21 protein-coding genes are annotated in these 21,179 nt (G+C 70.3%); 2 read left to right on the top strand and 19 right to left on the bottom strand.

All coding sequences use genetic code 11. The features are described from left to right. Positions 1-2 precede the first annotated feature (2 nt). From AC3WPZ_RS03060 to AC3WPZ_RS03070, 3 genes are read right to left on the bottom strand one after another with little or no spacing between them, the layout of a single operon-like run. On the bottom strand, positions 3-1,307 hold the full coding sequence (locus AC3WPZ_RS03060) for a TRAP transporter large permease (protein ID WP_492438069.1): 1,305 nt from the start codon (positions 1,305-1,307) through the stop codon (positions 3-5). Further along, positions 1,307-1,813, bottom strand: a complete 507-nt coding sequence (locus AC3WPZ_RS03065; RefSeq protein ID WP_492431892.1) for a TRAP transporter small permease — start codon at positions 1,811-1,813, stop codon at positions 1,307-1,309. The genes AC3WPZ_RS03060 and AC3WPZ_RS03065 overlap by 1 nt, the downstream gene beginning before the upstream one ends. 6 nt (positions 1,814-1,819) lie before the next feature. Next, positions 1,820-2,851 (bottom strand): TRAP transporter substrate-binding protein, encoded by a 1,032-nt coding sequence (locus AC3WPZ_RS03070; RefSeq protein ID WP_492438071.1) that lies wholly within the window; start codon positions 2,849-2,851, stop codon positions 1,820-1,822. A gap of 186 nt (positions 2,852-3,037) precedes the next feature. Here AC3WPZ_RS03070 and AC3WPZ_RS03075 point away from each other — a divergent pair, with 186 nt between their 5' ends. Next, positions 3,038-3,982, top strand: coding sequence for a DMT family transporter (locus tag AC3WPZ_RS03075; protein ID WP_492438073.1), 945 nt, complete (start codon positions 3,038-3,040; stop codon positions 3,980-3,982). On the opposite strand, the gene AC3WPZ_RS03080 is transcribed toward AC3WPZ_RS03075, so the two are convergent. The 16 genes from AC3WPZ_RS03080 to AC3WPZ_RS03155 are packed head-to-tail and all read right to left on the bottom strand — an operon-like array spanning position 3,939 to position 20,729. Further along, positions 3,939-4,553 carry a TetR/AcrR family transcriptional regulator gene (locus tag AC3WPZ_RS03080; protein ID WP_382158059.1) on the bottom strand — a complete coding sequence of 205 codons (615 nt, stop codon included), beginning with the start codon at positions 4,551-4,553 and terminating at the stop codon, positions 3,939-3,941. The two genes, AC3WPZ_RS03075 and AC3WPZ_RS03080, sit on opposite strands and share 44 nt — an antisense overlap. A gap of 40 nt (positions 4,554-4,593) precedes the next feature. After that, the gene (locus AC3WPZ_RS03085) at positions 4,594-5,805 is read right to left on the bottom strand and encodes a CoA transferase (protein WP_492438075.1); all 1,212 of its coding nucleotides are present in this window, start codon (positions 5,803-5,805) and stop codon (positions 4,594-4,596) included. After that, on the bottom strand, positions 5,802-7,472 hold the full coding sequence (locus AC3WPZ_RS03090) for an acyl-CoA dehydrogenase family protein (protein ID WP_492431897.1): 1,671 nt from the start codon (positions 7,470-7,472) through the stop codon (positions 5,802-5,804). Before AC3WPZ_RS03090 ends, AC3WPZ_RS03085 begins: the two co-directional genes overlap by 4 nt. After that, positions 7,472-8,794: a phytoene desaturase family protein gene (locus AC3WPZ_RS03095; RefSeq protein WP_492438077.1), complete on the bottom strand. Its 1,323-nt coding sequence runs from the start codon at positions 8,792-8,794 to the stop codon at positions 7,472-7,474. Before AC3WPZ_RS03095 ends, AC3WPZ_RS03090 begins: the two co-directional genes overlap by 1 nt. Then, complete coding sequence (locus AC3WPZ_RS03100) at positions 8,791-9,693, bottom strand: HpcH/HpaI aldolase/citrate lyase family protein (RefSeq protein ID WP_492438079.1); 903 nt, start codon at positions 9,691-9,693, stop codon at positions 8,791-8,793. Before AC3WPZ_RS03100 ends, AC3WPZ_RS03095 begins: the two co-directional genes overlap by 4 nt. An 8-nt stretch (positions 9,694-9,701) precedes the next feature. Then, positions 9,702-10,547, bottom strand: a complete 846-nt coding sequence (locus AC3WPZ_RS03105) for an HTD2 family dehydratase (RefSeq protein ID WP_492438081.1) — start codon at positions 10,545-10,547, stop codon at positions 9,702-9,704. Further along, positions 10,544-12,070 carry a 3-hydroxyacyl-CoA dehydrogenase gene (locus AC3WPZ_RS03110; RefSeq protein ID WP_492438083.1) on the bottom strand — a complete coding sequence of 509 codons (1,527 nt, stop codon included), beginning with the start codon at positions 12,068-12,070 and terminating at the stop codon, positions 10,544-10,546. Before AC3WPZ_RS03110 ends, AC3WPZ_RS03105 begins: the two co-directional genes overlap by 4 nt. Positions 12,071-12,074: 4 nt before the next feature. Continuing rightward, positions 12,075-12,851, bottom strand: coding sequence for an enoyl-CoA hydratase-related protein (locus AC3WPZ_RS03115; protein WP_492438085.1), 777 nt, complete (start codon positions 12,849-12,851; stop codon positions 12,075-12,077). After that, positions 12,848-13,645: an enoyl-CoA hydratase/isomerase family protein gene (locus AC3WPZ_RS03120; protein ID WP_492438087.1), complete on the bottom strand. Its 798-nt coding sequence runs from the start codon at positions 13,643-13,645 to the stop codon at positions 12,848-12,850. Before AC3WPZ_RS03120 ends, AC3WPZ_RS03115 begins: the two co-directional genes overlap by 4 nt. Continuing rightward, positions 13,645-14,847 carry an acetyl-CoA acetyltransferase gene (locus tag AC3WPZ_RS03125; protein ID WP_492438089.1) on the bottom strand — a complete coding sequence of 401 codons (1,203 nt, stop codon included), beginning with the start codon at positions 14,845-14,847 and terminating at the stop codon, positions 13,645-13,647. Before AC3WPZ_RS03125 ends, AC3WPZ_RS03120 begins: the two co-directional genes overlap by 1 nt. A gap of 3 nt (positions 14,848-14,850) precedes the next feature. Then, the gene (locus AC3WPZ_RS03130; protein WP_444686532.1) at positions 14,851-16,332 is read right to left on the bottom strand and encodes a hydroxymethylglutaryl-CoA synthase family protein; all 1,482 of its coding nucleotides are present in this window, start codon (positions 16,330-16,332) and stop codon (positions 14,851-14,853) included. Then, positions 16,329-17,339, bottom strand: coding sequence for an alpha/beta hydrolase (locus AC3WPZ_RS03135; RefSeq protein WP_444686531.1), 1,011 nt, complete (start codon positions 17,337-17,339; stop codon positions 16,329-16,331). Before AC3WPZ_RS03135 ends, AC3WPZ_RS03130 begins: the two co-directional genes overlap by 4 nt. Then, complete coding sequence (locus AC3WPZ_RS03140) at positions 17,336-18,079, bottom strand: SDR family NAD(P)-dependent oxidoreductase (RefSeq protein ID WP_382158083.1); 744 nt, start codon at positions 18,077-18,079, stop codon at positions 17,336-17,338. Before AC3WPZ_RS03140 ends, AC3WPZ_RS03135 begins: the two co-directional genes overlap by 4 nt. Before the next feature lie 2 nt (positions 18,080-18,081). After that, entirely contained in the window at positions 18,082-18,918 is an 837-nt protein-coding gene (locus AC3WPZ_RS03145; protein WP_492438092.1) for an enoyl-CoA hydratase/isomerase family protein, read from the bottom strand. Positions 18,919-18,939: 21 nt separating this feature from the next. Beyond that, the gene (locus AC3WPZ_RS03150; protein ID WP_382324732.1) at positions 18,940-19,437 is read right to left on the bottom strand and encodes an aromatic-ring-hydroxylating dioxygenase subunit beta; all 498 of its coding nucleotides are present in this window, start codon (positions 19,435-19,437) and stop codon (positions 18,940-18,942) included. After that, on the bottom strand, positions 19,434-20,729 hold the full coding sequence (locus AC3WPZ_RS03155) for an aromatic ring-hydroxylating oxygenase subunit alpha (protein WP_492438094.1): 1,296 nt from the start codon (positions 20,727-20,729) through the stop codon (positions 19,434-19,436). The genes AC3WPZ_RS03150 and AC3WPZ_RS03155 overlap by 4 nt, the downstream gene beginning before the upstream one ends. A gap of 128 nt (positions 20,730-20,857) precedes the next feature. Here AC3WPZ_RS03155 and AC3WPZ_RS03160 point away from each other — a divergent pair, with 128 nt between their 5' ends. After that, the gene (locus AC3WPZ_RS03160) at positions 20,858-21,178 is read left to right on the top strand and encodes a 2Fe-2S iron-sulfur cluster-binding protein (RefSeq protein WP_492438096.1); all 321 of its coding nucleotides are present in this window, start codon (positions 20,858-20,860) and stop codon (positions 21,176-21,178) included. Position 21,179: the final 1 nt, after the last annotated feature.

The raw sequence follows: 21,179 nt of genomic DNA on the forward strand, positions 1-21,179 counted from the left end.
TGTCAGGCGGCTGCCTTGAACAGCAGGTTGGGCAACCAGAGGGACAGGGCCGGCACGGCGGCGATGAGCAGGATGCGCAGCACATCGGCCACGATGAACGGAATCACGCCACGCACCACGGTCATCATGGGGATGTCGGGCATGACCGAGCGGATCACGAACAGGTTCACGCCGATGGGAGGCGTGATCAGCCCGATTTCCACCACCATCACGACCAGGATGCCGAACCACACCGGGTCGTAGCCCAGGGCCAGGATGATCGGGAAGAAGATCGGCACGGTCAGCAGGATCATCGACAGGCTTTCCAGCACCGTGCCGAGCAGGATGTACAGCACGATCATCAGCAGGATGATCCCGAACGGGGGCAGGCCGCTCTCCTGCACCACATGCAGCAGGCCTTCGTGCACGCCGGTGAGGTTCACGAACTCGCCGAACAGCGCGGCGCCCAGGATGATGGCGAACATCATGGCCGAGGTGCGCGCGGTGTCGACCAGGATCGCGTAGATGTCCTTGAGCCTGAGCGAGTGGTGCGTCAGCGCGAACACCAGGGCCGCCGTCGCACCGATGCCCGAGGCCTCGATGGAGGTGAAGAAACCGCCGTAGATGCCGCCCATGACCACGCCGAAGATCAGCGCCACGGGCCACAGCGCGCGCAGCAGCGCCAGCTTGTTGACCGGCTCCTTGTCTTCGGCGAGCGGCGCGAGTTCCGGCTGGCGCCAGACCGACCACTTCACCGCCGACATGTAGCCGCCGATGGCGATCAGGCCGGGCACGATGCCGGCGGCGAACAGCATGCCGATGTGCGTCTGCGTGGCCACGCCGTACACCACCATGATCACGCTGGGCGGGATCAGGATGCCCAGCGTGCCGCCTGCGGCGACCGCGGCCGACGAGAGCGAGTCGCCATAGCCGAGCTTGCGCATGGAGGGGATGGCCACCTTGCCCATGGTGGCTGCCGTGGCCACGCTGGAGCCGCAGATGGCGCCGAAACCACCGCAGGCCACCACGGTGGCCATGGCCAGGCCGCCCCGGCGCCGGCCGATGAAGGCCTGCGCCGCGCGGAACAGATCGCCCGAGATGCCGGCACCGGCCACGAGGTTGCCCATCAGCACGAACAGCGGCAGCACGATCAGCGAGTACACCAGCGTGCTGTCCTTGGTGACGGTGGCCACCATGCTCAGCGCGGGCGTGAGGCCATTGAGCACCACGTAACCGCCGAAACCGGCGAGGGCCAGCGCGGTGGCGATGGGCACCTGGAACAGGATGAACGCGAACGCCACGAGAAAACCCAGACAGGCAGCGAGCATCAGATCACCTCGGTGGCGTGTGGCGCGGCAGGCGCGCCGGGATGGCGAAAGGACCGCGCGGCGGCCAGCAGGAATGCGAGCGTGCTGATCGCGGCCATGGCGCCGATGCCGCCGAGCACCCAGGACAGCGGCACGCCCAGCAGCGGCGTGGCCTCGCCATAGCTGGCGGCACGCAACGCCTGGCGGACCATGCACCAGGTGATCAGCGCGAACACCACGGCGCCGATCGCGCCGCTGAGCACGCGCTGCACCTTGTGCAGGCGGGCCGGCAGCTGGATCAGGTCCACGGTGATGTGGCCGAAACCGAGCGCCAGCAAGGGATAGATCGCGAAGATCATCAGGGCCAGCACCATCTCCAGCAGCTCCGTGCCCCAGGGCAGCGGCGTGTTGAAGAGGTTGCGCCCCACCACGTCGATGAAGACGGTGACCATCAGGATCAGCAGCGCGACCGCGCCGATCGCTTCCAGGACGCGGACGGTGCGTCCGCCGGTGGCTTGTGCGGTCATGGCGGCTTATTTGGCGACAGCGATGTCGGCGCGCAGCTGGTCGATCACCTTCTGCGGATCGGCCATGCCCTTCTTCTTCGCCTTCTCGATCCACTCGCGCTCGATCGGCAGCAGCACCTTCTTCATCTCCGCCAGCGCCGGGGCCGGGAACACCTCGGCCGGCTTGCCCGCCTTGCGCATGGTCTCGAAGGCGGCCTTGTCGCCGTTGGCGTAGGCGCGGCCGATGTTTCGCGCGAACACGTCGCCCGAGATGCGGGTGATCGCCTCGCGGTCCTCGGCGCGCAGCGACTTCCACTTGTCCTCGTTGATGCCCAGCACCAGCACGGTGTTGTAGACCGCGCCGGGCACGATGGTGGCGTAGGGCACGAGCTCGGTCAGCTTGAAGGCGGGAATCGACTCGGGCGGCATGAAGGTGCCGTCGATCACGCCGGAGGACAGCAGCTCATAGGTTTCGCTCACCGGCTTGGAGATCGGCACCGCGCCCAGCAGCGTGAGCGCCTGCGTGGCGCTGGTCTGCGGACTGCGCATCTTCAGGCCCTTGAAGTCGGCCACGCTGCGCAACGGGCGCTTGGAGTTGAAGATCTGGCCGGGCGAGACCACGTAGACCGACAGCGGGTGCACGCCCTTGAACTCGTTGTGCGAGGCCAGGTGCTTGCGGTAGAAGCGGTCGGCCAGCGGCGCGTACACCTCGGGGTTGTCGCTCACGAACGGCAGTTGCAGCACCTCGAGCAGGTCGAAGCGGTTGGGCGTGTAGCCCGGAATGAAGATCACCAGATCGGCCTGGCCGTCGCGCGCCACGTCGAACTGGGCCGGCAGCGTGCCCACGACCTTGGGCGCGGTATCGATCTTCACGCGGCCCTGCGTGGCCTTCTCGACCTCGGCGATCCAGGGCTCCACCACCTCCACGCGCATGGCCTGCCCCGGCGGCAGCCAGTTGGAGTACTTGATGACGGTGGTCTGCGCCATGGCGGGCGCGCTGGCGGCGAAGGCACTGGCCAAAGCGAGGGCTGCGGTGAGCCTGGGAAGGGAAAAACGCATGCTTGTCTCCTGGGTGGATTGACGTGAGAACGACCAAACGCTGGCAGCCCGTATAATAGACCGACGGGACGGTTTAACAAAACAATTGGTCGAAAAAATCCCTAGGGATTTCCCGTATCAAAGGCCGGTTCAGATGAATCTTCTGCCGGTGGATCGATTGCAAATATGACTCATGGGACGGTTTTAATGGGCATCAACCCCAACCATCCGCCGGTTTCCGGCACGGTCCGCCGGTGGGCGCTGGTGGTGGCGCTGGCCCTGATGCTGCTGTGGGGCAGCAACTACAGCGTGCAGAAGGCGGTGATGGCGCAGATCGGGCCGGGCGCCCTGGTCTTCGCGCGCTACCTCATCACGCCGGCCTGCGCCATCGCCCTGCTGCTGTGGCGCCACGGTTGGCACTGGCCGCGGCTGGAACGGCGCGACTGGCTGGGCCTGGCGGGCCTGGCCCTGCTCGGCCACATCGCTCACGTCAACGTGATGACGCAGGCCATGCACCTGTCCACCGCGTTCTCCAGCGCGCTCATCTCCGCGCTCGGCCCCATGTTCACGCTGCTGCTGGTGCGCGTGCTGCACAGCCAGCGCTTCACGCGCCTGCAGGTGGGCGGTGTGGCGCTGGCCATGGCGGGCGTGCTGGTGTTCCTGTCGGACAAGGTCGCGCTCATGCGCACGCAGGGCCTGGGCGACCTGCTGCTGCTGCTCGCCGCCCTGCTCTTCTCGGCCCACACGGTGGCCGCCAGCCGGCTGTTCGCCCGCCATGGCGTCACCTTGGTGATGGCCTACACCACGCTGCTGGCGATGGTGCCCATGCTCCTCATCAACGCGCCGCAGGCCTTGCAGGTGCCGTGGGCCAGCCTGGGCGCGGCCGTCTGGGGCGCCCTGCTGTGGTCGCTGGCCGTGGCGTCGTTCGCGGGCTGGCTGGCCTGGGGCTGGCTCAACGACCACCTGGGCGTGGCGCGCGCGGCGCCCCTGCTCTACCTGCTGCCGCCGGTGGCGGGCCTGATCTCGTGGCTGGCGCTGGGCGAGACCTTCAGCGCCCTGAAGATCGCCGGCGCGGTGATGGCCGGCGTGGGCGTGGCGGCCACGCAGTTCAGCTGTAACCCGGCGGATGATCCCCGCCGTCGAAGCCCTTGAGGTAGACCTCGGTCAGGCGGTCGGCCAGCTCGTGCGGCGTCATGCCGCCGCCCCGGCGGTACCAGGTCGCGGTCGAGATCATCGAGCCGTAGAGGAAGAGCGCGTAGGACGCGCTCTCGCGCCGCCGCCGCATGAGGTGCGGGTTGATGTCGGTGAGCAGATCGATCACGAAGTCCAGCGCCTTGGCCTGCGCCAGCTTGATCCCCTGCTGCTGCAGCGTCGGCAGGAACTTGAGGTCGTTGGTGAGCACCGTGTGCTCGTGGCGCTTTTCCGCGGCCCGCGTCACCATCGCCCGCACCAGGTTCGTCAGCCGTTCCCGGCTCGTCCCCGGGCCCTGCGCGATGGCCTCGAGCTCGGCCACCGAGCTCATGATGTGCTCGGTGATGATCTCGAGCAGCAGCACTTCCTTGCCAGGGAAGTAGTGGTACAGCGCGGACTTCGACATGCTGCACGCCGCCGCGATGTCCTGCAGCCGGGCACTCTCGTAGCTCGTGCTCGCGAAGAGCGCGGCTGCGACGTCGAGGATCCTCTGGCGTTTGTCGTCGTGGTTCCTTGCAAGCGATCGGGTCATCGTGTTCCGCTCAAGTTTTGAGGCGGCTATTCTGACCCAACTAGACCACGCCCCTGTCGCGAAGATCACCGAATTGCGCCTGGGATACCCCCAGGAGTTCAAACAGCACCTCGCCCGTGTGCTGGCCCAGCGTGGGCGCGGTTCCCGCGGGGATGCGATCCATGCCCGAGAAGTTCAGCGGCAGCCCGGCCGCCAGGTGCGGCCCTACGCCAGGCTGGTCGATGGTGCGGAACATCGGGTTGGCTGGCGAGCAAGCCTCGTCCTGCGTCACCAGTTGCGTGAGGCTCTGGTACTTGCCCCAGCAGGCGCCCTGCTTCGTCAGCGCGGCCGCCACCTCGGCCAAGCTGTGCCGCGACACCCAGGCCTCCACCAGCGCGCCCAGTTCCTTGCGCGCGCGAAAGCGGTGGCCTTCCAGGTCCAGGTCCAGGCCCAGGCGGTCGCCCAGCGCCTTCACGGCCTCATTCAGGCCCATGGCCTCGCAGATGGCCTGCCATTGTTTCAAGGTCAGGCCGACGACGATCACGCGCTCGCCGTCCGCCGTCTTGAAGTCGCGGCCGAAGGCGCCGAACAACTCGTTGCCGTGGCGCTCGCGTTGCTGGCCGAGTTGCGCTTCGGCGATCAGGCCGAGGTGACTCACGGCCGCGAGGGCCACGTCTTCCAGTGGCAGCTTCACGTGCTGGCCCTGGCCGGTCTTGAGGCGGTGGCGTTCGGCGGCCAGCAGGCCCACGGCCGCCATCTGGCCGGTGACGAGGTCCCAGGCCGGCAGCACGTGGTTGACGGCCTCGTTCGTGGCCGCGCCGCGCTCGTCGCCGGTGATGTAGGGGATGCCGACGCGCGAGTTGATGGTGTAGTCCACCGCCGAGCCGCCGTGCCGGTCGCCTTGCACGGTGAGCTGGATCAGGTCGGCGCGCCTCTCTTTCAGCTTGTCGTGGTCCAGCCAGCCGCGCGGCGGAAAGTTGGTGAGCAGGATGCCCGCGTCCTCGCCCGGCGCGGTGATCAGCGCCATGGCGATCTCGCGGGCTTCGGGCTTGCTCAGGTCCAGCGCGACCGAGCGCTTGGACTTGTTGAGGCCGCACCAGAACAGGCTCACGTCGTCCCGGGTCACGGGCCAGCGCTTGTAATCCAGCCCGCCACCCAGGGTGTCGATGCGGATCACGTCGGCGCCCATCTGCGCGAGCGTCATGCCGCCCAGGGGCGCGGCGACGAAGGCGGCGGCTTCGACCACCCGCATGCCGCAGAGGATGGGTTTCATGGTTTGAGTGCGTCTTCCAACAGGCTGCGACCGATGACTTTGAGCGCCAGGGTTTCCTCCGCGCCCTCGAAGATCGAGAGCACGCGCGCGTCCACGAAGTAGCGGCTCACGGCGCTTTCCTCAGCGTAACCCATGCCGCCGTGCAGCTGCAGCGCTTCGCGCGTGACCATCTCGGCCGAGCGGCAGGCCAGCAGCTTGACCAGGCTGGCTTCCATGCGGCCGCCGCCGGCGTTGAGCTGCTCGGCGATGGCGTAGGCCAGCGTGCGGCAGGCCGCCAGGCGCGCGGCCATGCGCGCGAGCTTGGCCAGGGTGAGCGCGTAGGCCTGCAGCGGCGCGCCGAACACCTTGCGGTCGGCCGTGTAGCGCATCGAGGCGCGCAGCGCCGCGCGCATCACGCCGCAGGCACGCGCCGAGGTCTGCATGCGCCCGCCCACCATGCCGGCCATGGTGAAGTAGAAGCCCTTGCCCAGGCCGCCCGCGCCGCCGATCACGTTGGCGTCGGGCACGAAGAACTGGTCGAAGGCGAGGTCGAACGAGTGCATGCCCCGGTAGCCAATGGTGGGAATCGCCTTGCCGCTCAGGCGCCCGCCGCCGGGCTGCTGGAAGTCGAAGGCGTGGCCGTCGTAGGACGGTTTTTCCACCAGCAGCACGCTCAGGCCCCGGTAACCGGCCGAGCGGTCGGGGTCGGTGCGCGTGACCACCATCAGCAGACCGGCCTTGCCGGCGAAGGTGCACCAGGTCTTGGCGCCGTTGAGCAGCCAGCCGCCCTCGGTGCGCGTGCCCTTCAGGGCCAGGCTGGCCACGTCCGAGCCGTAGTCGGGCTCGGTGATGGCGATGGCGCACAGCGGGTCGCCCGCCGCGATGCGCGGCAGCCAGGTGGCCTTCTGTTCGTCGGTGCCGCCGCTGATGAGCGCGCGGCTCAGGATCTCGGGGCGCGTGATCAGGCTGCCGGCCGCCGCCAGCGAGGCTTCGGACAAGGCCTCGGTGACGACCACCATCATGGTCGCGTCCTCGCCCTCGTCGGGCCCGGTGCCGCCGTGCGACTCGGGGATGGACAGGCCGAACACGCCCATGTCGCGCATGGGCTGCAGCAGCGATTCGGGCACGGTCGTATCGTGCCGGTGGATGTGCTCGGCCTGGGGCGCCACCACATCGGCGGCGAAGCGGCGGAACGCGTCCTGCGCCATCACCACCGGGTCTTGCAGCGCCACGCTGCCCAGCTCCACCGCGTCGCCAGCGGCCACGAGGGCGCGGCCGGCCGCCGTGAGCGCCTGCGCGCCGCCCGCCGCGCCGCGCAGCGCGGCCCAGTCGGCGTCGGCACCGAGTTGCTGCAGGGGCGCGAGTGGCAGGCCCAGCTCGATGCAGAGCGCCTCCAGGCGCGGCAGCAGCGCGGCGATGGCGTCCACCGCGAAGATCAGGGCCAGTTGCGACTGCAGCGGATCGCCGTCGAGCCGCGCCAGTGTGGTCTCGGCGGCCAGCAGGTCGGCGCTGGCCCAGGCGATCTCGAAGGTCGCGACCTGTTGCTCGTCCAGCTTCGCGCCGTCGAGCTGGCCGCCTGGCGCGCAGGCCCTGGCGAGCGCGGCCACGCCGTGCTCGAACAGCGGGCGCAACCGCGCCAGCAGCGCGCGCGCCTGGTCCACCTGCGCTTGAAGCTCGGCAACGGCCATCACGCCGCCGCCGCCACGCGGGCGCCGTCCAGGTGGGCTTCGGCCTGGCGCGCGGCCTCGCGGCCGGTGTAGGCGCAGGCCTGGGTGCCGCCGTCGCCATAGTCCTTCACCGCGTCGCCCACGTGCCAGAGGTTGGCCAGCGGCGTGGTCTGCGGCATATCGAAACCGGCGCAGGAGCGCTGGGCCGGCCAGCCGTCGCGCATCACGCGCACCGAGAGCATCTTGGCCTGCGCGAAGCCGGGGAACTCGTCGCGCAGGTCCTGCAGCGAGGCCTCGATCTCGGTCTTCTCGTCGAAGTCGCCGATGGCCGGGCGCGGCACGGCATAGGCCACGTACTGGTGCCAGCCGGCCGGCGCGAGCTCGGGGCAGGTGGCGGTGAGTTCGCCCATGTTGCACAGGCGGCGCGTCTTGCCGAAGGTGACCAGGCCGGGCACGTCCACCAGGCGCTGCTGCGTGGCGAAGTTGATGACGATGTTGGCCGAGGGCTTGGGCGCGGTGTGCGCGAGCCGGATGTAGTCGCCGCCGAAGGCCTCGCCGCCGGGCAGGTCCACCGTGGCGCGCGGGCCGATGTTGCTGATCACGGTGCGGGCCTGGATGCGCGTGGCCACGCCGTCCTTCATCACGGTCACGCCGCTGGCCAGGCCGTCCTGCGTGTGCAGCTGGGTCACCGGCGCGTCCAGCCAGATCTCGCCGCCGGCCTTTCGGATGCCGTCGGCCAGGTCGTTCCACAGGCCCACGGTGCCGCGCGGGCAGAAGCCGAAGCGCTTGAACGCGCCCTTGACCGCGAAATAGGTGAGGAAGGCGCGCGCGGGCACCTCGTCGTCGTTGGCGGCGAAGATGGCCGCGCACAGGTTGCGGAAGATCGCGTGCACGGTCTCGTTCTTCGTGTACTGGCTGAGCCACTCCTTGGTGCTCATCTTGGCCTCGGGCAGGTCGCCCGCGCGCGCGTCGGCGAACTTGGTGCCGATCTTGGCGGCCTGCTTGGTGAAGGTGCCCAGCAGCATGCCCCAGCCGCCCTTGGCGACGTTGATGACCTTGCCGTCGATCAGGAACACGGTGGCCGGGCTGGGTTCGCGGATGTCCAGCGGCACGTTGAGCAGGCCGAAGGTTTCCTCGAACACGCCGCCGCGTTCGATGGCGATGGCGCCGATGTTGACGGTGAAGCCGTCGATCTGTTCGCTCGATGCGCGGCCGCCGACGCGGCCCAGGCTCTCGACGACCAGCACCTTGCGGCCGGCGGCCACGAGGCGCGCCGCCGCGCTGAGGCCGCCGGCGCCGGCGCCGATCACGACCGCGTCGTACACGGTGGGGTGGGTGTTCATGGGTGTGTCTCCTGTTGGGTGGAAAGGGGGGCCGGTGCGGCGGCGCGGCGCAGGATTTCCCGCGCGCGCGCCACCACGGGCAGATCGACCATCTTCGAGCGGTACTCGGCCGCCCCACGGCCTTCGCGCGCGGCGGCCTCGAAGGCCTCGATGGCGCCGCGCGCGTGTTCGATGTCTTCCGTCGAAGGCGAGAAACCGGCGTTCATCACCGCCACCTGCGTGGGGTGGATGCACAGGCCGCCGACGAAGCCGAGCTGGCGCGCCAGGCGGATGGTCTGCGCGAAGGCTTCGGTGTCGCCGTAGTCGGCGATGGAGCCGGGAAAGCCGAACGGCAGGATGCCGGCGCGCCGGCAGGCGAACAGCACCAGCTGGTTGGGCAGCAGCAGCGCCTCGCGCACCGGCGCCATGCCAGCGGAGGCGGAAAAATCCTCGGGGCCGAGCATCATGCCCAGCATGCGCGGCGAGCAACGCGCGATGGCGTCGAGCTCGGACAGGGCCTGCACGTCCTCGATCAGCGCGATCAGCCGCGTGTGGCCGGCGGGCAGGCCGCGCTGCGCCTCCGCGCGGTCGATGCGCCGGGCCACTTCGCGCACGGTGGCGTCGTCGTTCACCTTGGGCAGCACCAGCGCGCTCACGGCCGGGCCGATGGCGGCGTCGATGTCGGGCGCGGCGAGTTCCCAGGGCTGGTTCACGCGCACCAGCACGGGCGTGCCATGGGCCGCGATGGCGGCGGCGGCCTGCGGCACGGCGGCGCGCGCCTGCGCCTTCTGCGCCAGCGGCACGCTGTCTTCGAGGTCGAGCACGCAGGCGTCGGCGCCGCGCTCGTGAGCGCGCTCGACGAAGCGCGGCACGTGCGCCGGCACGAACAGCATGGATCGCCAGATCGGGTGATGGCGCATGGCGGCGTTCAACCCAGCGTGGCGCGGGCCGTCATGCCCACCTGGCCATGCGCGTCCTGCGTCCAGAGCTCGACCGTGTCGCCCTCGGCGGCGGCGCAGAGCTGCAGCGTGTCGGTGTCGAAGGCGGGGCGCAGGGCGCGGAACGAGAACGACCGCACCGGCACGCCGGGTCGGCCGCGCGCCAGCAGGTCCAGCAGCGCGGTGGCCAGCAGCGGGCCGTGCACCACCAGCGCGGGGTAGAACTCCTCGCGCACCGCGTAGTCGCGGTCGTAGTGGATGCGGTGGCCGTTGTAGGTGAGCGCGGAGAAACGGAACAGCAGCGCCGGGTCCGGCTGCAGCACGGCCGACCATTGCGCGGCTTTCGCGGCCTGCTCGCCCGCCGGCTGCGGCGCGGGCCCGGTGGGCGCTTCGCGGTAGACGATGTTCTGCTCTTCACGGATGCAGACGCGGCCGTCCTGCTCCAGCAGGTGGTCCACGGTCACGAAGACCAGCGGGCCGCTGCGGCCTTCCTTCAGGTCCACGCTGCGCACGGTGGAGGTCTTGCGCGCGGCTGCGCCCAGGCGCAGCGGGCTTTCGCATTGCAGCGAACCGGCGGCCCACATGCGGCGCGGCAGCGGCACCGGCGGCAGGAAACCGCCGCGCTGCGGATGCCCGTCGACGCCGGTGGCGGCGCGCGCGGGCGTCTCCAGGAAATACAGCCAGTGCCAGGGCAGCGGCAGCGCCTCGCCCATAGCCGGCGGCGCGGCGCGGTCCAGCAGGCCGCTCAAGGCGACGGCGGGAAAGGGCTCCAGTGTCTGTTCGGCCACTTGCTCGCGGCCGACCCATTCGCGCAGGTGGTGAATGTCGATGTTCATGCGCGCTCTGCCTCCGGGGTGAGCAGGGACACGCCCAGCGCCACGCGCCGCACCAGCCAAGGGCTGGGCCGGTAGCGCGGGTCGCCGGTCTCGGCCTGCATCGTCCGCAGGATCTGCAGGATGCGCGCACCGCCAATGCGGTCGCCCCAGGCCAGCGGGCCGTGCGGGTAGCCCAGGCCCAGCTTCACGGCGTCCTCGATGTCGGCCACGCTGGCGATGCCGCGCTGCGCGATCTGCGCCGCGATGTTGACGATGGTGGCGAGCACGCGCTGGGCGATGAAGCCCGGGCTGTCGTTGATGACGGTGACCGGCACGCCGTCGGCCGCCAGCAGGCCCCAGGCGGCGTCGCGCGCGGCGGCCGAGGTGAGCGCGCTGAGCATGAGCGTGCGGCGCAGGGCCAGCGGCACCATGGGGTCGACGGCGACGGTGCGCGCGGAGTCCAGGCCGAGCGCGGCGGCCGCGTGGCTGGCGTCGCCGCCCCAGGGCTGCACGACGCAGACCTCGGCCTGCGCCGCGCCGTCGGTGAGCCGCGCGCCCGCGCCGCTCAGCAGGGCAATCAGTTCGGCACGGCCGCTGGCCTGCGGGTCGATCCACACCGCCACCCCGGCGCGTGGCGGCGGCACGGGGCGCGCGGGCGCGGCGCGGCGGGTGTCGCCGTCGTAGACGTACCAGCCCTCCCCGGTCTTGCGGCCGAACAGGCCGGCGGCCACGCGCGGCGCCACCAGCGACGAGGGCCGGAAGCGCGGCTCGTGCTGGAACTGCTCGTAGATCGAGGCCATGACCTTGCTCGACACATCCAGGCCGGTGAGGTCCAGCAGCTCGAACGGACCCATGCGAAAACCCACGCCCTCGCGCAGCACGTCGTCCACGTCGGCAGGCGTTGCGGCCTGCTCTTCCAGCACACGCAGGCCTTCGGTGTAGAGGCCGCGCCCCGCGTGGTTCACGAGAAAGCCGGGCTGGTCGGCCGTGACCACCGCGCGGTGGCCGGCGCCGCTCACCAGCTCGCTCAGGGTCTGCACCGTCTGCGGCGAGGTGCGCAGCGCGGCGATCACCTCCGCCACCTTCATCAGCGGCACCGGGTTGAAGAAATGCAGGCCGGCCACGCGCGCCGGGTGGCGGCAGGCGGCGGCGATGTCGGCCACGGTGAGCGAAGACGTGTTGCTCGCGAGCACCGTGGTCTCGGCCACCACGGCCTCCAGCGCACCGAACAGCTGGCGCTTGACGGCCAGGTCTTCCACGATGGCTTCGATCACCACGTCGCAACCGGCGAACCCGGCCATGTCGGCGCAGGCCGAGACGTTCGCTCGAATGGTCTCGAAGGCCTCGGCGCTGAGGCGGCCCTTGTCCACGCCGCGCCCGATCATGCCGAGCGCGAACTCGACGGCCTTGGCGGCCGCGCCAGGCGCCGCGTCGAAACAGCGCACGCGGTGGCCCGCCTGCGCGAACAGCTGGACGATGCCGCGCCCCATGGCGCCGGCACCCACCACGCCCAGGGTGAGCGGTTTCACGTTGTTGGAAGTCATGTGGTCATCGACCCTTGAATTCGGGTTTGCGTTTGTCGAGGAAGGCGCGCATGCCTTCGGTCTTGTCGGCGGTGTCGAACAGGAGCAGGAACTCGCGGTTCTCCAGCGAGAGCGCGGCGTCCAGCGGCAGGTCGGCGCCCTGGCGCAGCACATGGCGCGTGGCCTTCACGGCCTTGGGCGGCATGCGCGCGGCCTTGCGCGCCAGCTCGGCGGCGCGCTCCAGCGCTTTCCCGTCGGCGGCCAGTTCGGCCACCAGGCCCAGCTGGAAGGCGCGTTCGCCGGTGATCATCTCGCCGGTGAGCAGCATGAGCGAGGCCACCTGCTTGCCCAGCGTGCGCACCAGGCGCTGCGTGCCGCCCGCGCCGGGCATGATGCCCACGGCCAGTTCGGGCTGGCCGAAACGCGCGCTGGCGTCGGCCACGATGAAGTCGCACATCATGGCCAGCTCGCAGCCCGCGCCCAGCGCGAAGCCGCTCACCGCCGCGATGGTGGGTTTGCCACAGCCGGCCACCGGCGCCCAGTACTGGCCCAGGTCGATCTCGGCCACGTCCTGCGCGCCCTTGTCCACCAGCAGGTTCAGGTCGGCGCCTGCGGCGAACACGCCCTCCCCGCCCGTGATCACGATCGCGCGCACGCTGTCATCGGCGTCGAGGGTTCTCACCGCCTGTGCGATCGCGGCGCGCATCGTGAGGTCGAGCGCGTTGCGCTTCTCCGGCCGGTTGAGCACCACGGTGCCCACGGCGCCCTCGCGGCGCAACAGCACGGCTTCTTCCTGGCTCATCGTTTCACTCCCGGTCGCGCCACGAAATCGGCGGCGCGCTTGTTCACATAGGCGTCGTGCCCTTCAACGAAATCGTCGCCGAGCAGGCAGACGGCCTGGTCGTTTTCCTCGCGAGAGAGCTCCTCGGCCAGCGTGGCCGAAGGGTGGTTCAGCCGCGCCTTCATGCGCGCGAAGGCCTCGCGCGGCAGCTGCGCCAGCTCGGCGGCCTGCGCCACGGCGGTGGCCATCACCTGGGCGTCGGCCACCAGCGTGTCGGCCAGGCCGATGCGGTGCGCCTCGGCGCCGCTCACCGGCACACCCTCGGTCAGGATGCGGCGCGCCACCGGCAGGCCCACGCGCCGGGGCAGCGTGAGCAGCTGACCCCAGTCGGGCACCAGGCCGAGCTTGAGAAAGGGAAACAGGATCTTCGTGCCCTCGCCGACCACGATGCGGTCGCCCATCAGGGCCAGGCCCACGGCCGCACCCGCGCCAATGCCTTCGATGGCGCTGACCACCGGCACGCCGGCCTCGGCGATGAGCTGGCACAGGCGGTGGATGTGCCGCATGCGCTCGCGCGCCTGCGCTTCCGTGAGGCCCACCATGCTGGGCACGTCGCCCCCGGCGGAGAACACGCCCTGCGCGCCGCCGAAGACGATGGCGCGCACGGTGTCATCGCCCAGCAGCGCGGCCAGCGCCTCGGTGAGCTGCTGGCGCACATCGTGATCGATGGCGTTGCGCTTGTCGGGGCGGTTGATGAGCAGCCGCGCCACGTGCGGCGCGGGGCGGCCCACCAGAACCACGGGGGTGGCGCTCATCACACGCCCTCGCGGCCGACGATGGAGACCGAACACACGTTCTGCGAGGGCTGGCCGCCCAGGTTGTGGGTGAGGCCGATCTTCGGGTCATTCAGCTGGCGCGGGCCGGCGCGGCCCTGCAGCTGCAGGTACATCTCGTAGAGCATGCGGATGCCGCTGGCGCCGATGGGGTGGCCGAAGCACTTGAGGCCCCCGTCGATCTGGCAGGGGATCGCGCCTTCGGCGTCGAACTTGCCGTCCAGCACATCGCGCACCGCCTCGCCCTCGCCCGACAGGCCCAGGTCTTCCATGGTCACGAGTTCGGTGATGGAGAAGCAGTCGTGCACCTCGGTCATGCTCACTTCCTTCCCGGGGTTCGTGATGCCGGCTTCGGCGTAGGCCTTGCGCGCGGCGACCCGCGCGGTGTGCACATAGCTGCCGTCCCACTCGTTGGAGTGCATTTCCCAGCCGTTGGACACCGCGACTTGCAGTGCCTTGAAGGTGATCAGGTCGCGCTTGCCCAGCGAGCGCGCGATCTCGGGCGTGGTGACGATGACCGCCGCCGCGCCGTCGGACACGCCCGCGCAGTCGTACAGACCCAGCGGCTCCGCGATGATGGGCGCCTTGAGCACCTGCTCTTCGGTCACGGCCTGGCGGAAGTGCGCCTTGGGGTTCTTCGCGCCGTTGGCGTGGCTCTTGATCGACACGCGCGCGATCGCGCGCTTGAGCAGCGCCGGGTCCACGTTGTGTTTGCGCTGGTAGGCCGAGGCCAGCTGCGCGAAATTGGCCGGCGCCACGGCGTTGGGGTACCACTGCGGGATGTAGGTGCCCACGGTGGCCACCGGCAGACCGCCGTAGCCCGTGTCCTTGAGCTTCTCCACGCCGAGCGCGATGGCGATGTCGCAGGCGCCCGCGGCCACGGCGTACACCGCCGCGCGGATGGCTTCGGAGCCGCCGGCGCAGAAGTTCTCGACCCGCGTCACGCCGATGTTGGGCAGGCGCAGCGCGATGCCCATGGGCGTGCCGCCCCGGCCGGTGCCCACGTCGTCCATGTGGGTGGAGAACCAGGCCGCGTCGAGCTGCTCGGGCGCGATGCCGGCGTCGGCCATGGCTTCGTTGTAGGCCTCGACCATGAGGTCTTCGGGGCTGGCGTCCCAGCGCTCGCCGAACTTGCTGCAACCCATGCCGAGAATGGCGACTTTGTCCTTGATGCCGATGGGCATGGCTTACTCCTTGGATGCTGCGGTGGTGTCGACGCCGGAGGCCACGGGCGTGGCCTTCCAGAAATAGCGCGTGAAGCCGCGCAGCTCGTCGATGTCCTTGATGCGGAAGCTCATCTCGACCTCGGTGCCCGAAGCGACGTCGCCCTTGGCCACGTCGGTGAACTCCATGAGGATGCGGCCGCCGCCCTCGAAATCGACCTGCCCGTACTGGTGCGGCGGCGCCCGGTGGAACGAGAGCGACTCGGCCGACCAGCTCAGCACCTGGCCGCGCCGCTCGGCGAGCTTGTGGGGTTTCTGCGTGTCCTGCAGCGGCTTGCCCTGGTCGTAGGAAATGCGCGAGGGCGGGAAGTGCACCTGGCCCGTGACCTCGCAGCGCCCGGCCACCAGGCCCAGGATGGCGGCGCGGTGGCGGTAGGCGGTGCTCAGCGCGGTCTTGCGGTCCTGCTCGCCGCGCATGCCGCGCTCCAGGCGCAGCTGTTCGCGGAACGAGAGGAACTTGGTGTAGTTCTTCTCTTCCACGCCGCGCGCGAGCCAGCCCGAGACGCCGCGCGCCGGGCGGAAGGCGGCGATGGCCGGCGTCACGCGCAGCACCACGGCCTGCGCGCCGCCGCCGAACTGCGCCAGCAGGATGTGCTGACCCGGCTGCGCGCGCTCCAGCACGGCCGCGAGCATGAGCAGCGCGTGCGGCGTGCCGGTCTCGCCCACGGTGGCGGCCAGCGAGTCGGCCACGGCCTCGGCGCGGATGCCGCAGGCCTTGGCGAGTTGCGCGTCCATCTTGGCGAAGGTGGTGGGGAAGATGAAGTGGTCCACCGCGCTCGCTTCCACGCCGGCCTTCTGCAGGGCGCTGGCGATGGCGCGCGGCCCGAGCTTGCCGATGCCTTCGTCGCGCACCCAGCGTTCTTCCCAGTGGTAGTCGATGTCTTCGCCGGCCCTGCGGAAGTGGTCCACGAAGTCGACCGTGAGCGTGGCGCTGCCGAGCACCTCGGCGATCACGTTCTCGCGGCCGAGGGTGAGCGCGGCCGCGCCGTCGCCATAGTCCAGCTCCTGCGAACTGGCCGCGCGGGTCTTGCGGTGGTCGGTGGCGATCACCAGGGCATTCCCGCCGCGCGCGTTCACGCGGTCCAGCGCGCCGAGCACGGCGCTGAGCGCGGCGCTGGGCGAGCCGCCCATGTCCAGGGCTTCCACGCCCTCCTCCAGCGTGAGCGCCTCGCAGACCACGCCGGCGTTGAGCCGCTCGGCGAACGGCAGCGTGCTGGAGACCAGCTGCACGCTGCCGATGTGGCCGCGCTCGTCGTCCGCGCCCAGGCAGTCGCGCGCGGCGGCCACGGCCATGGTGAGGCTGTCTTCGTCCCAGTTCGCCATGGAACGCGTGCCCTTGCGGCCCGCGAACTGCGGCGCGTACCAGGCGTTGGCCTGGGCCACGGCCTGGCGGCTCAGGCGCAGCCGCGGGATGTAGCTGCCGTATCCGGTGATGCCTGCGGTCATGTGTGTCGGTCTCCGTGAGTGGGGGTGATCGGTATCGAACCAGAGGTACCGCCGATCCGGCTCTGCCGGTCGGCTGGTATCGCCCCCTTGAGGGGGTGACGCGAAGCGGCGCGGGGGTGAGCCAGATGCCACCGCAGGAAGCGGCCCAGGTCTTGAATGGCCGCGCGCGCTTCGGGCAGCTGCGCGGGGAATTGCTGGAACACGTGGATCATGTGGTCCCACACCTGCAGGGTGGCGTCCACACCGGCCTCCTTGGCGCGCGCCACGAAGTCGCGCGAGTCGTCGAGCACGGTCTCGCGGTCGCCCACCTGGGCGAGCAGCGGAGGCAGGCCCTTGAGGTCGGCGAACAGGGGCGAGACCAGCGGGTCGGCGGGGTTGCCTTCCTTGCCCAGGTAGTTGCGGGCCATGGCCACGATCATGGGCCGCTGGTGGATGGGGTCGCTGTCGGCGCGCGTGCCGTAGCTCGCGCCCGAGGCGGTGAGGTCGGTCCACGCGGACATGAGCACGGCGGCGGCCGGCAGCGGCCGGCCCGCGTCGCGCAGGCGCAGCAGCAGGCTCAGCGCGAGGCCGCCCCCGGCGGAGTCGCCCGCGAGGGCGATGTGCCTGGGCTCGAAGCCCTGGCCGATCAACCACTGCCACGCCGCCGACGCGTCGTCGAGCGCGGCGGGGTAACGGTGTTCGGGGGCGAGGCGGTAGTCCACGCCCAGCACGCGGCAACGCGCGGCGGCGGAGAGCTGGGCCATCATCTCGCGGTGCGAGACCAGCGAGCCGACCTGGAAACCGCCGCCATGGAAGTACAGCAGCACGCGCTGCGCGTCCGCCCCCGGTGCGCCGACCCACTGGGCCTTCACGCCGCCGGCGTTCACGTCTTCGAGGGTGGCGTCCACGGGCACGCCGCCAAACAGCGTGTCCCAGTCCTGGCGCATCTGCGCCACCGTGGTGTCGCGCTTCCAGCTGCCATAGACCTGGCGCACGCGCTCGATCACTTGCTCCACAGCGGTGCTCATGCGCCACACCCCATGCCGCCGGAAACGCCCAGCACCTCGCCGGTGATGAAGCCCGCGTCCGCCGAGGCCAGGAAGGCCACGGCGGCGGCCACCTCGTCGGGCGTGCCCAGGCGGCCGGCCAGCGTGGCGCCGGTCATGGCCTCCAGCAGCTTGTCGCCGCCCTGCGCCACCGCCTGGCGCAGCAGCGGCGTGTCGATGGGGCCGGGCGCGATCACGTTCGCGGTGATGCCCTTGTCGCCGTTCTCGCGCGCGATGGAGCGCGTGAAGGCGATCACGCCGCCCTTTGCGGCGGCGTACACCGCGCCGCCGCGCGAGCCCAGGCGGCCGGCTTCGGAGGCGATGTTGATGATGCGCCCGTGGCCCGCCGCCCGCATGGCCGGCAAGGCCGCGTGCGTGGTGGCGAACACCGATTCGAGGTTGATCGCGATCAGGCGGCGCCAGTCTTCCGGCGTGGTGCGGGTGAAGAAGGCGTGCTGGTCCACCCCGGCGTTGTTCACCAGGATGTCCACCGGGCCGTGTTCGGCCATCACCTCGGCGACCTGCGCGAGGTCGGCCACGTCGAGCCGCACGGCGCGCGCCCAGATGCCGTTGGCCAAGGCCTGCGCGGCCTCCATGTCCAGGTCGGCGATGGTCACGAGCGCGCCGTCGGCCGCGAGGCGGCGCGCGATGGCCGCGCCGATGCCCTTGGCACCACCGGTGACGAAGGCCTTGCGGCCCGCGAGGGGGTTGGGGGCGGCCATGTTCAGCGGCCCGTGAAGGTGGGCGCGCGTTTCTCGATCACGGCGGCCAGGCCCTCGCGCGCGTCGGCCATGCCCGAGAGGTAAGCCTGCATGCGGTTCTCTTCGGGCATGCAGGCGTCCACGCCGGAGCCCAGGCCGTTCCACAGCAGGCGCTTGGTGCCGGCGAGCGCGGCCGGCGCGCCGGCGGCGAGCTGGCGCGCCAGCGCGAAGGCTTCGCTCTGCAGTTGTTCGTCGTCCACCACGCGGGTGATCAGGCCCATGGCCAGGGCCTGTGGCGCGGTGATCACCGGGTTGAGCATCAGGATCTCCATCGCCTTGCGCAGGCCCACCAGCTGCGTGAGCGTGACGGAGACCCCCGCGTCGGGCACCATGGCCACGCGCGTGGCGCCGGCCAGGAATTTCGCCGAGGCGCCGGCGACCACGAAGTCGGACGAGCACACCAGGCCCATGCCGCCGCCGCCGGCCGCGAAGCCGTGCACGGCGCTGACCACCGGCGCGTTGAGCCGCATCATCATGGAGGCCACGATCTGCAGGTAGGACGTGGCCATGCGGATGTAGTCCGGCAGCGCCTCGCCCTTGGAGAGGAAGGTGTGCACGTCGCCACCGGCGCAGAAGTTCTTGCCCTCGCCGGTGATCAGCACGGCGCGCACGCGGCTGTCGCCGTGCACCGCCGTCATCACCTCGTGCAGGCCCTTGAGCATGGCCATGTCCAGGCCGTTGGCGGCCTCGGGCCGGTTCAGGCGGATGTGGGCCACGCCGTCGGCATGCAGCGCCAGCAGCGCCGGGCCTTCGCCGATCAGCACCTCGGGGGTTGGCGTTTTCTTGTCTTGTGGTGCCATGGGTGTGTCTCCTGGGGTGCGCTAGATGAGGAAGGCCATCGAGTACAGCGCGGTCTCGTTGTTGACCAGCACGACTTTCTTGCGCGCCATGCGCAGGGCATCGCCCTCGCGGCGCAGGGTGTATTCGTTGCGCGAGGCCCAGAGGGTGTCGCCCCGCGCCGGGGACGACTCGAACACCATGGCGTTGGAGGTGACCAGCAGTTCCTCGCCCTCGTGTTTCAGGATCTCCACGTTCGAGACCACGCGGCGCAGGCGCGACTGCGGGGTCTGGCTGTAGCGCTTGCCGGTGTGGAACTGGCGGATGCGCAAGGCGATGCGCGAGCGGTTGTCGTAGATGATGGACATTTCCTTTTCCGGGTCACCGCCCTCGCCGTTGGCCGGGATCCAGTAGACGCCGTCGTCGGTCCACAGGGCTTCCCAGTCGTCGTAGGCGTGGTCGTCCTGGTAGCGCGCTTCGCGGTAGATGAACTGCGTCACCTCGTCGAGCAGGGAACGGGCATCGAGTGCCAGGGAGCTCATGCAGCCTCCATCATGGATTTGTAGTGGCGCCAGATGCCGCGCGAAGGGGTTTCGTCGGTGTTGTCGCTGATGCGGTAGCCGTTTTCGTCCAGGCGCTCGCGGTGGCGGCCCCGGCCCAGGTAGAGCCACTCGGGGTTGCTGGACTGCACACCGAGCTGCGTGCGCTCGTACATGGCGGCGTCGTCGGCCAGCAGGAAACCGGCCGGGCCCACCGAGCCCATGGTCTGCTGGCGCAGGCGGCGGTTGATGTCGGGCGCGCCCTTGAACTGGATGGCGGTGACGTGCTGCACCGTGTGGTCCACCGACAGCGGCTGCAGCACGAACAGCTGGATCTCCGCGATGAACAGGTTGGGGAAGATCATGATGTGCGGCGTGCCGTCGATCATGATTTCGCGCGCCTTGTCCTTGCCGTAGGCCGCTTCCATCTGCGCGACGTAGGCCGGCAGCCGGTCGGCCGTGGTGCCGAACCAGCCCATGGGCACATCGCGCTTGCGGAACTCGGGCCGCAGGTCGTTTTCGGTGTGGCCCTTTCCGAAGTCGCGCGAAACGGCGGTGGAGTCGCTGTCGTACAGCGTGCCGATGCCGCTCTGCGCCACCTCGAAGATGGAGGCGTGCACGAACGAGGGGTGGTAACCGTCGGTCTCGTTCTCGACCAGGAACTTCCAGTTGGCCTTGACCTTGTGCTTGAGGTAACCCGCCGTGACCTCGACCTCGCCCTCGGGCGAGTTCATGCACAGCGCGTCGATCGCGCCGGCGGCCGCGCCCAGGTGCTCCAGCAGCGACTCGCCCTCCTCCGCGAACGAGCCGAACACGAAACCCCGGTGCGAGGCCACGCGCGCCACCTTGCCCAGGCCGAGCTGGGAGCGGTCGGCGCCCTCGTAGCCCGAGGGAAACGGGTAGCCGCGCAACGCGCCGTCGTTGGCGAAGGTCCAGCCGTGGTACGGGCAGGTGAAGGAGCGCGCGTTGCCTTTCTCCGTCATGCAGACCCGGTTGCCGCGGTGCGGGCAGCGGTTGTGCAGCAGATGGATCTGGCCTGACTTGTCGCGCGTCATGAGGATGGGCTCGGGGCCGATCGACTTCATCACGTAGTCGTTGGCGCTGGGCACCTCGCTCTCGTGGCCCACATAGACCCAGGTGCGGTACCAGATCTTCTGCAGCTCGGCCTGGTAGATCGCGGGGTCGGTGTAGAGGGAGCCGTGCACGTGGTCGTCGCGGACGAGGTCGTCCCAGCGAACGGCCGAGCCGGTCGCGGCAGCGGGCGCAATGGGAATCACATGGGCGCAGTTGCTCAAGGTGTCATCTCCGTGGTGTCGGGGGCGGATCGGGCTTGTTGTCCGTTTCCGATGGTGCAATAATAGTCCGACGAGACGGACTATGTCAAGCCATCGTCCACCGGTCCACCGAAAAGGAATTCGCTCCCATGCCCATCGTCACTTTCATCGAACACGACGGCACCGCCCGCCGCATCGACGCCCCCAACCAGCGCAGCCTGATGCAGATCGCGGTGGACAACGGCGTGCCCGGCATCCTCGGCGATTGCGGCGGCTCCTGCAGCTGCGCCACCTGCCACGGCTACATCGGCAGCGAGTGGGCGCCGCACCTGCCGCCCATTTCCGAGACCGAGGCCTTCATGCTCGAAGGCGTGCCCGAGCCACGCGAGACCAGCCGGCTGTGCTGCCAGTTGCGCATGAGCCCGACGCTCGACGGCATCGTGGTGCACCTGCCGGCCGAGCAGGTCTGAA

The sequence above is a fragment of the Hydrogenophaga sp. FW305-3-2-15-A-LB1 genome, assembly GCF_058787875.1.

Excerpts from the sequence above, each read along its gene's own strand:
- AC3WPZ_RS03060 (WP_492438069.1), bottom strand. The coding sequence starts at position 1,307 with ATGCTCGCTGCCTGTCTGGGTTTTCTCGTGGCGTTCGCGTTCATCCTG.
- AC3WPZ_RS03065 (WP_492431892.1), bottom strand. The coding sequence starts at position 1,813 with ATGACCGCACAAGCCACCGGCGGACGCACCGTCCGCGTCCTGGAAGCG.
- AC3WPZ_RS03110 (WP_492438083.1), bottom strand. The coding sequence starts at position 12,070 with ATGACTTCCAACAACGTGAAACCGCTCACCCTGGGCGTGGTGGGTGCC.
- AC3WPZ_RS03070 (WP_492438071.1), bottom strand. The coding sequence starts at position 2,851 with ATGCGTTTTTCCCTTCCCAGGCTCACCGCAGCCCTCGCTTTGGCCAGT.
- AC3WPZ_RS03135 (WP_444686531.1), bottom strand. The coding sequence starts at position 17,339 with ATGAGCACCGCTGTGGAGCAAGTGATCGAGCGCGTGCGCCAGGTCTAT.
- AC3WPZ_RS03120 (WP_492438087.1), bottom strand. The coding sequence starts at position 13,645 with ATGAGCGCCACCCCCGTGGTTCTGGTGGGCCGCCCCGCGCCGCACGTG.
- AC3WPZ_RS03100 (WP_492438079.1), bottom strand. The coding sequence starts at position 9,693 with ATGCGCCATCACCCGATCTGGCGATCCATGCTGTTCGTGCCGGCGCAC.
- AC3WPZ_RS03115 (WP_492438085.1), bottom strand. The coding sequence starts at position 12,851 with ATGAGCCAGGAAGAAGCCGTGCTGTTGCGCCGCGAGGGCGCCGTGGGC.
- AC3WPZ_RS03080 (WP_382158059.1), bottom strand. The coding sequence starts at position 4,553 with ATGACCCGATCGCTTGCAAGGAACCACGACGACAAACGCCAGAGGATC.
- AC3WPZ_RS03140 (WP_382158083.1), bottom strand. The coding sequence starts at position 18,079 with ATGGCCGCCCCCAACCCCCTCGCGGGCCGCAAGGCCTTCGTCACCGGT.
- AC3WPZ_RS03085 (WP_492438075.1), bottom strand. The coding sequence starts at position 5,805 with ATGAAACCCATCCTCTGCGGCATGCGGGTGGTCGAAGCCGCCGCCTTC.
- AC3WPZ_RS03130 (WP_444686532.1), bottom strand. The coding sequence starts at position 16,332 with ATGACCGCAGGCATCACCGGATACGGCAGCTACATCCCGCGGCTGCGC.
- AC3WPZ_RS03160 (WP_492438096.1), top strand. The coding sequence starts at position 20,858 with ATGCCCATCGTCACTTTCATCGAACACGACGGCACCGCCCGCCGCATC.
- AC3WPZ_RS03105 (WP_492438081.1), bottom strand. The coding sequence starts at position 10,547 with ATGAACATCGACATTCACCACCTGCGCGAATGGGTCGGCCGCGAGCAA.
- AC3WPZ_RS03150 (WP_382324732.1), bottom strand. The coding sequence starts at position 19,437 with ATGAGCTCCCTGGCACTCGATGCCCGTTCCCTGCTCGACGAGGTGACG.
- AC3WPZ_RS03125 (WP_492438089.1), bottom strand. The coding sequence starts at position 14,847 with ATGCCCATCGGCATCAAGGACAAAGTCGCCATTCTCGGCATGGGTTGC.
- AC3WPZ_RS03095 (WP_492438077.1), bottom strand. The coding sequence starts at position 8,794 with ATGAACACCCACCCCACCGTGTACGACGCGGTCGTGATCGGCGCCGGC.
- AC3WPZ_RS03075 (WP_492438073.1), top strand. The coding sequence starts at position 3,038 with ATGGGCATCAACCCCAACCATCCGCCGGTTTCCGGCACGGTCCGCCGG.
- AC3WPZ_RS03145 (WP_492438092.1), bottom strand. The coding sequence starts at position 18,918 with ATGGCACCACAAGACAAGAAAACGCCAACCCCCGAGGTGCTGATCGGC.
- AC3WPZ_RS03090 (WP_492431897.1), bottom strand. The coding sequence starts at position 7,472 with ATGGCCGTTGCCGAGCTTCAAGCGCAGGTGGACCAGGCGCGCGCGCTG.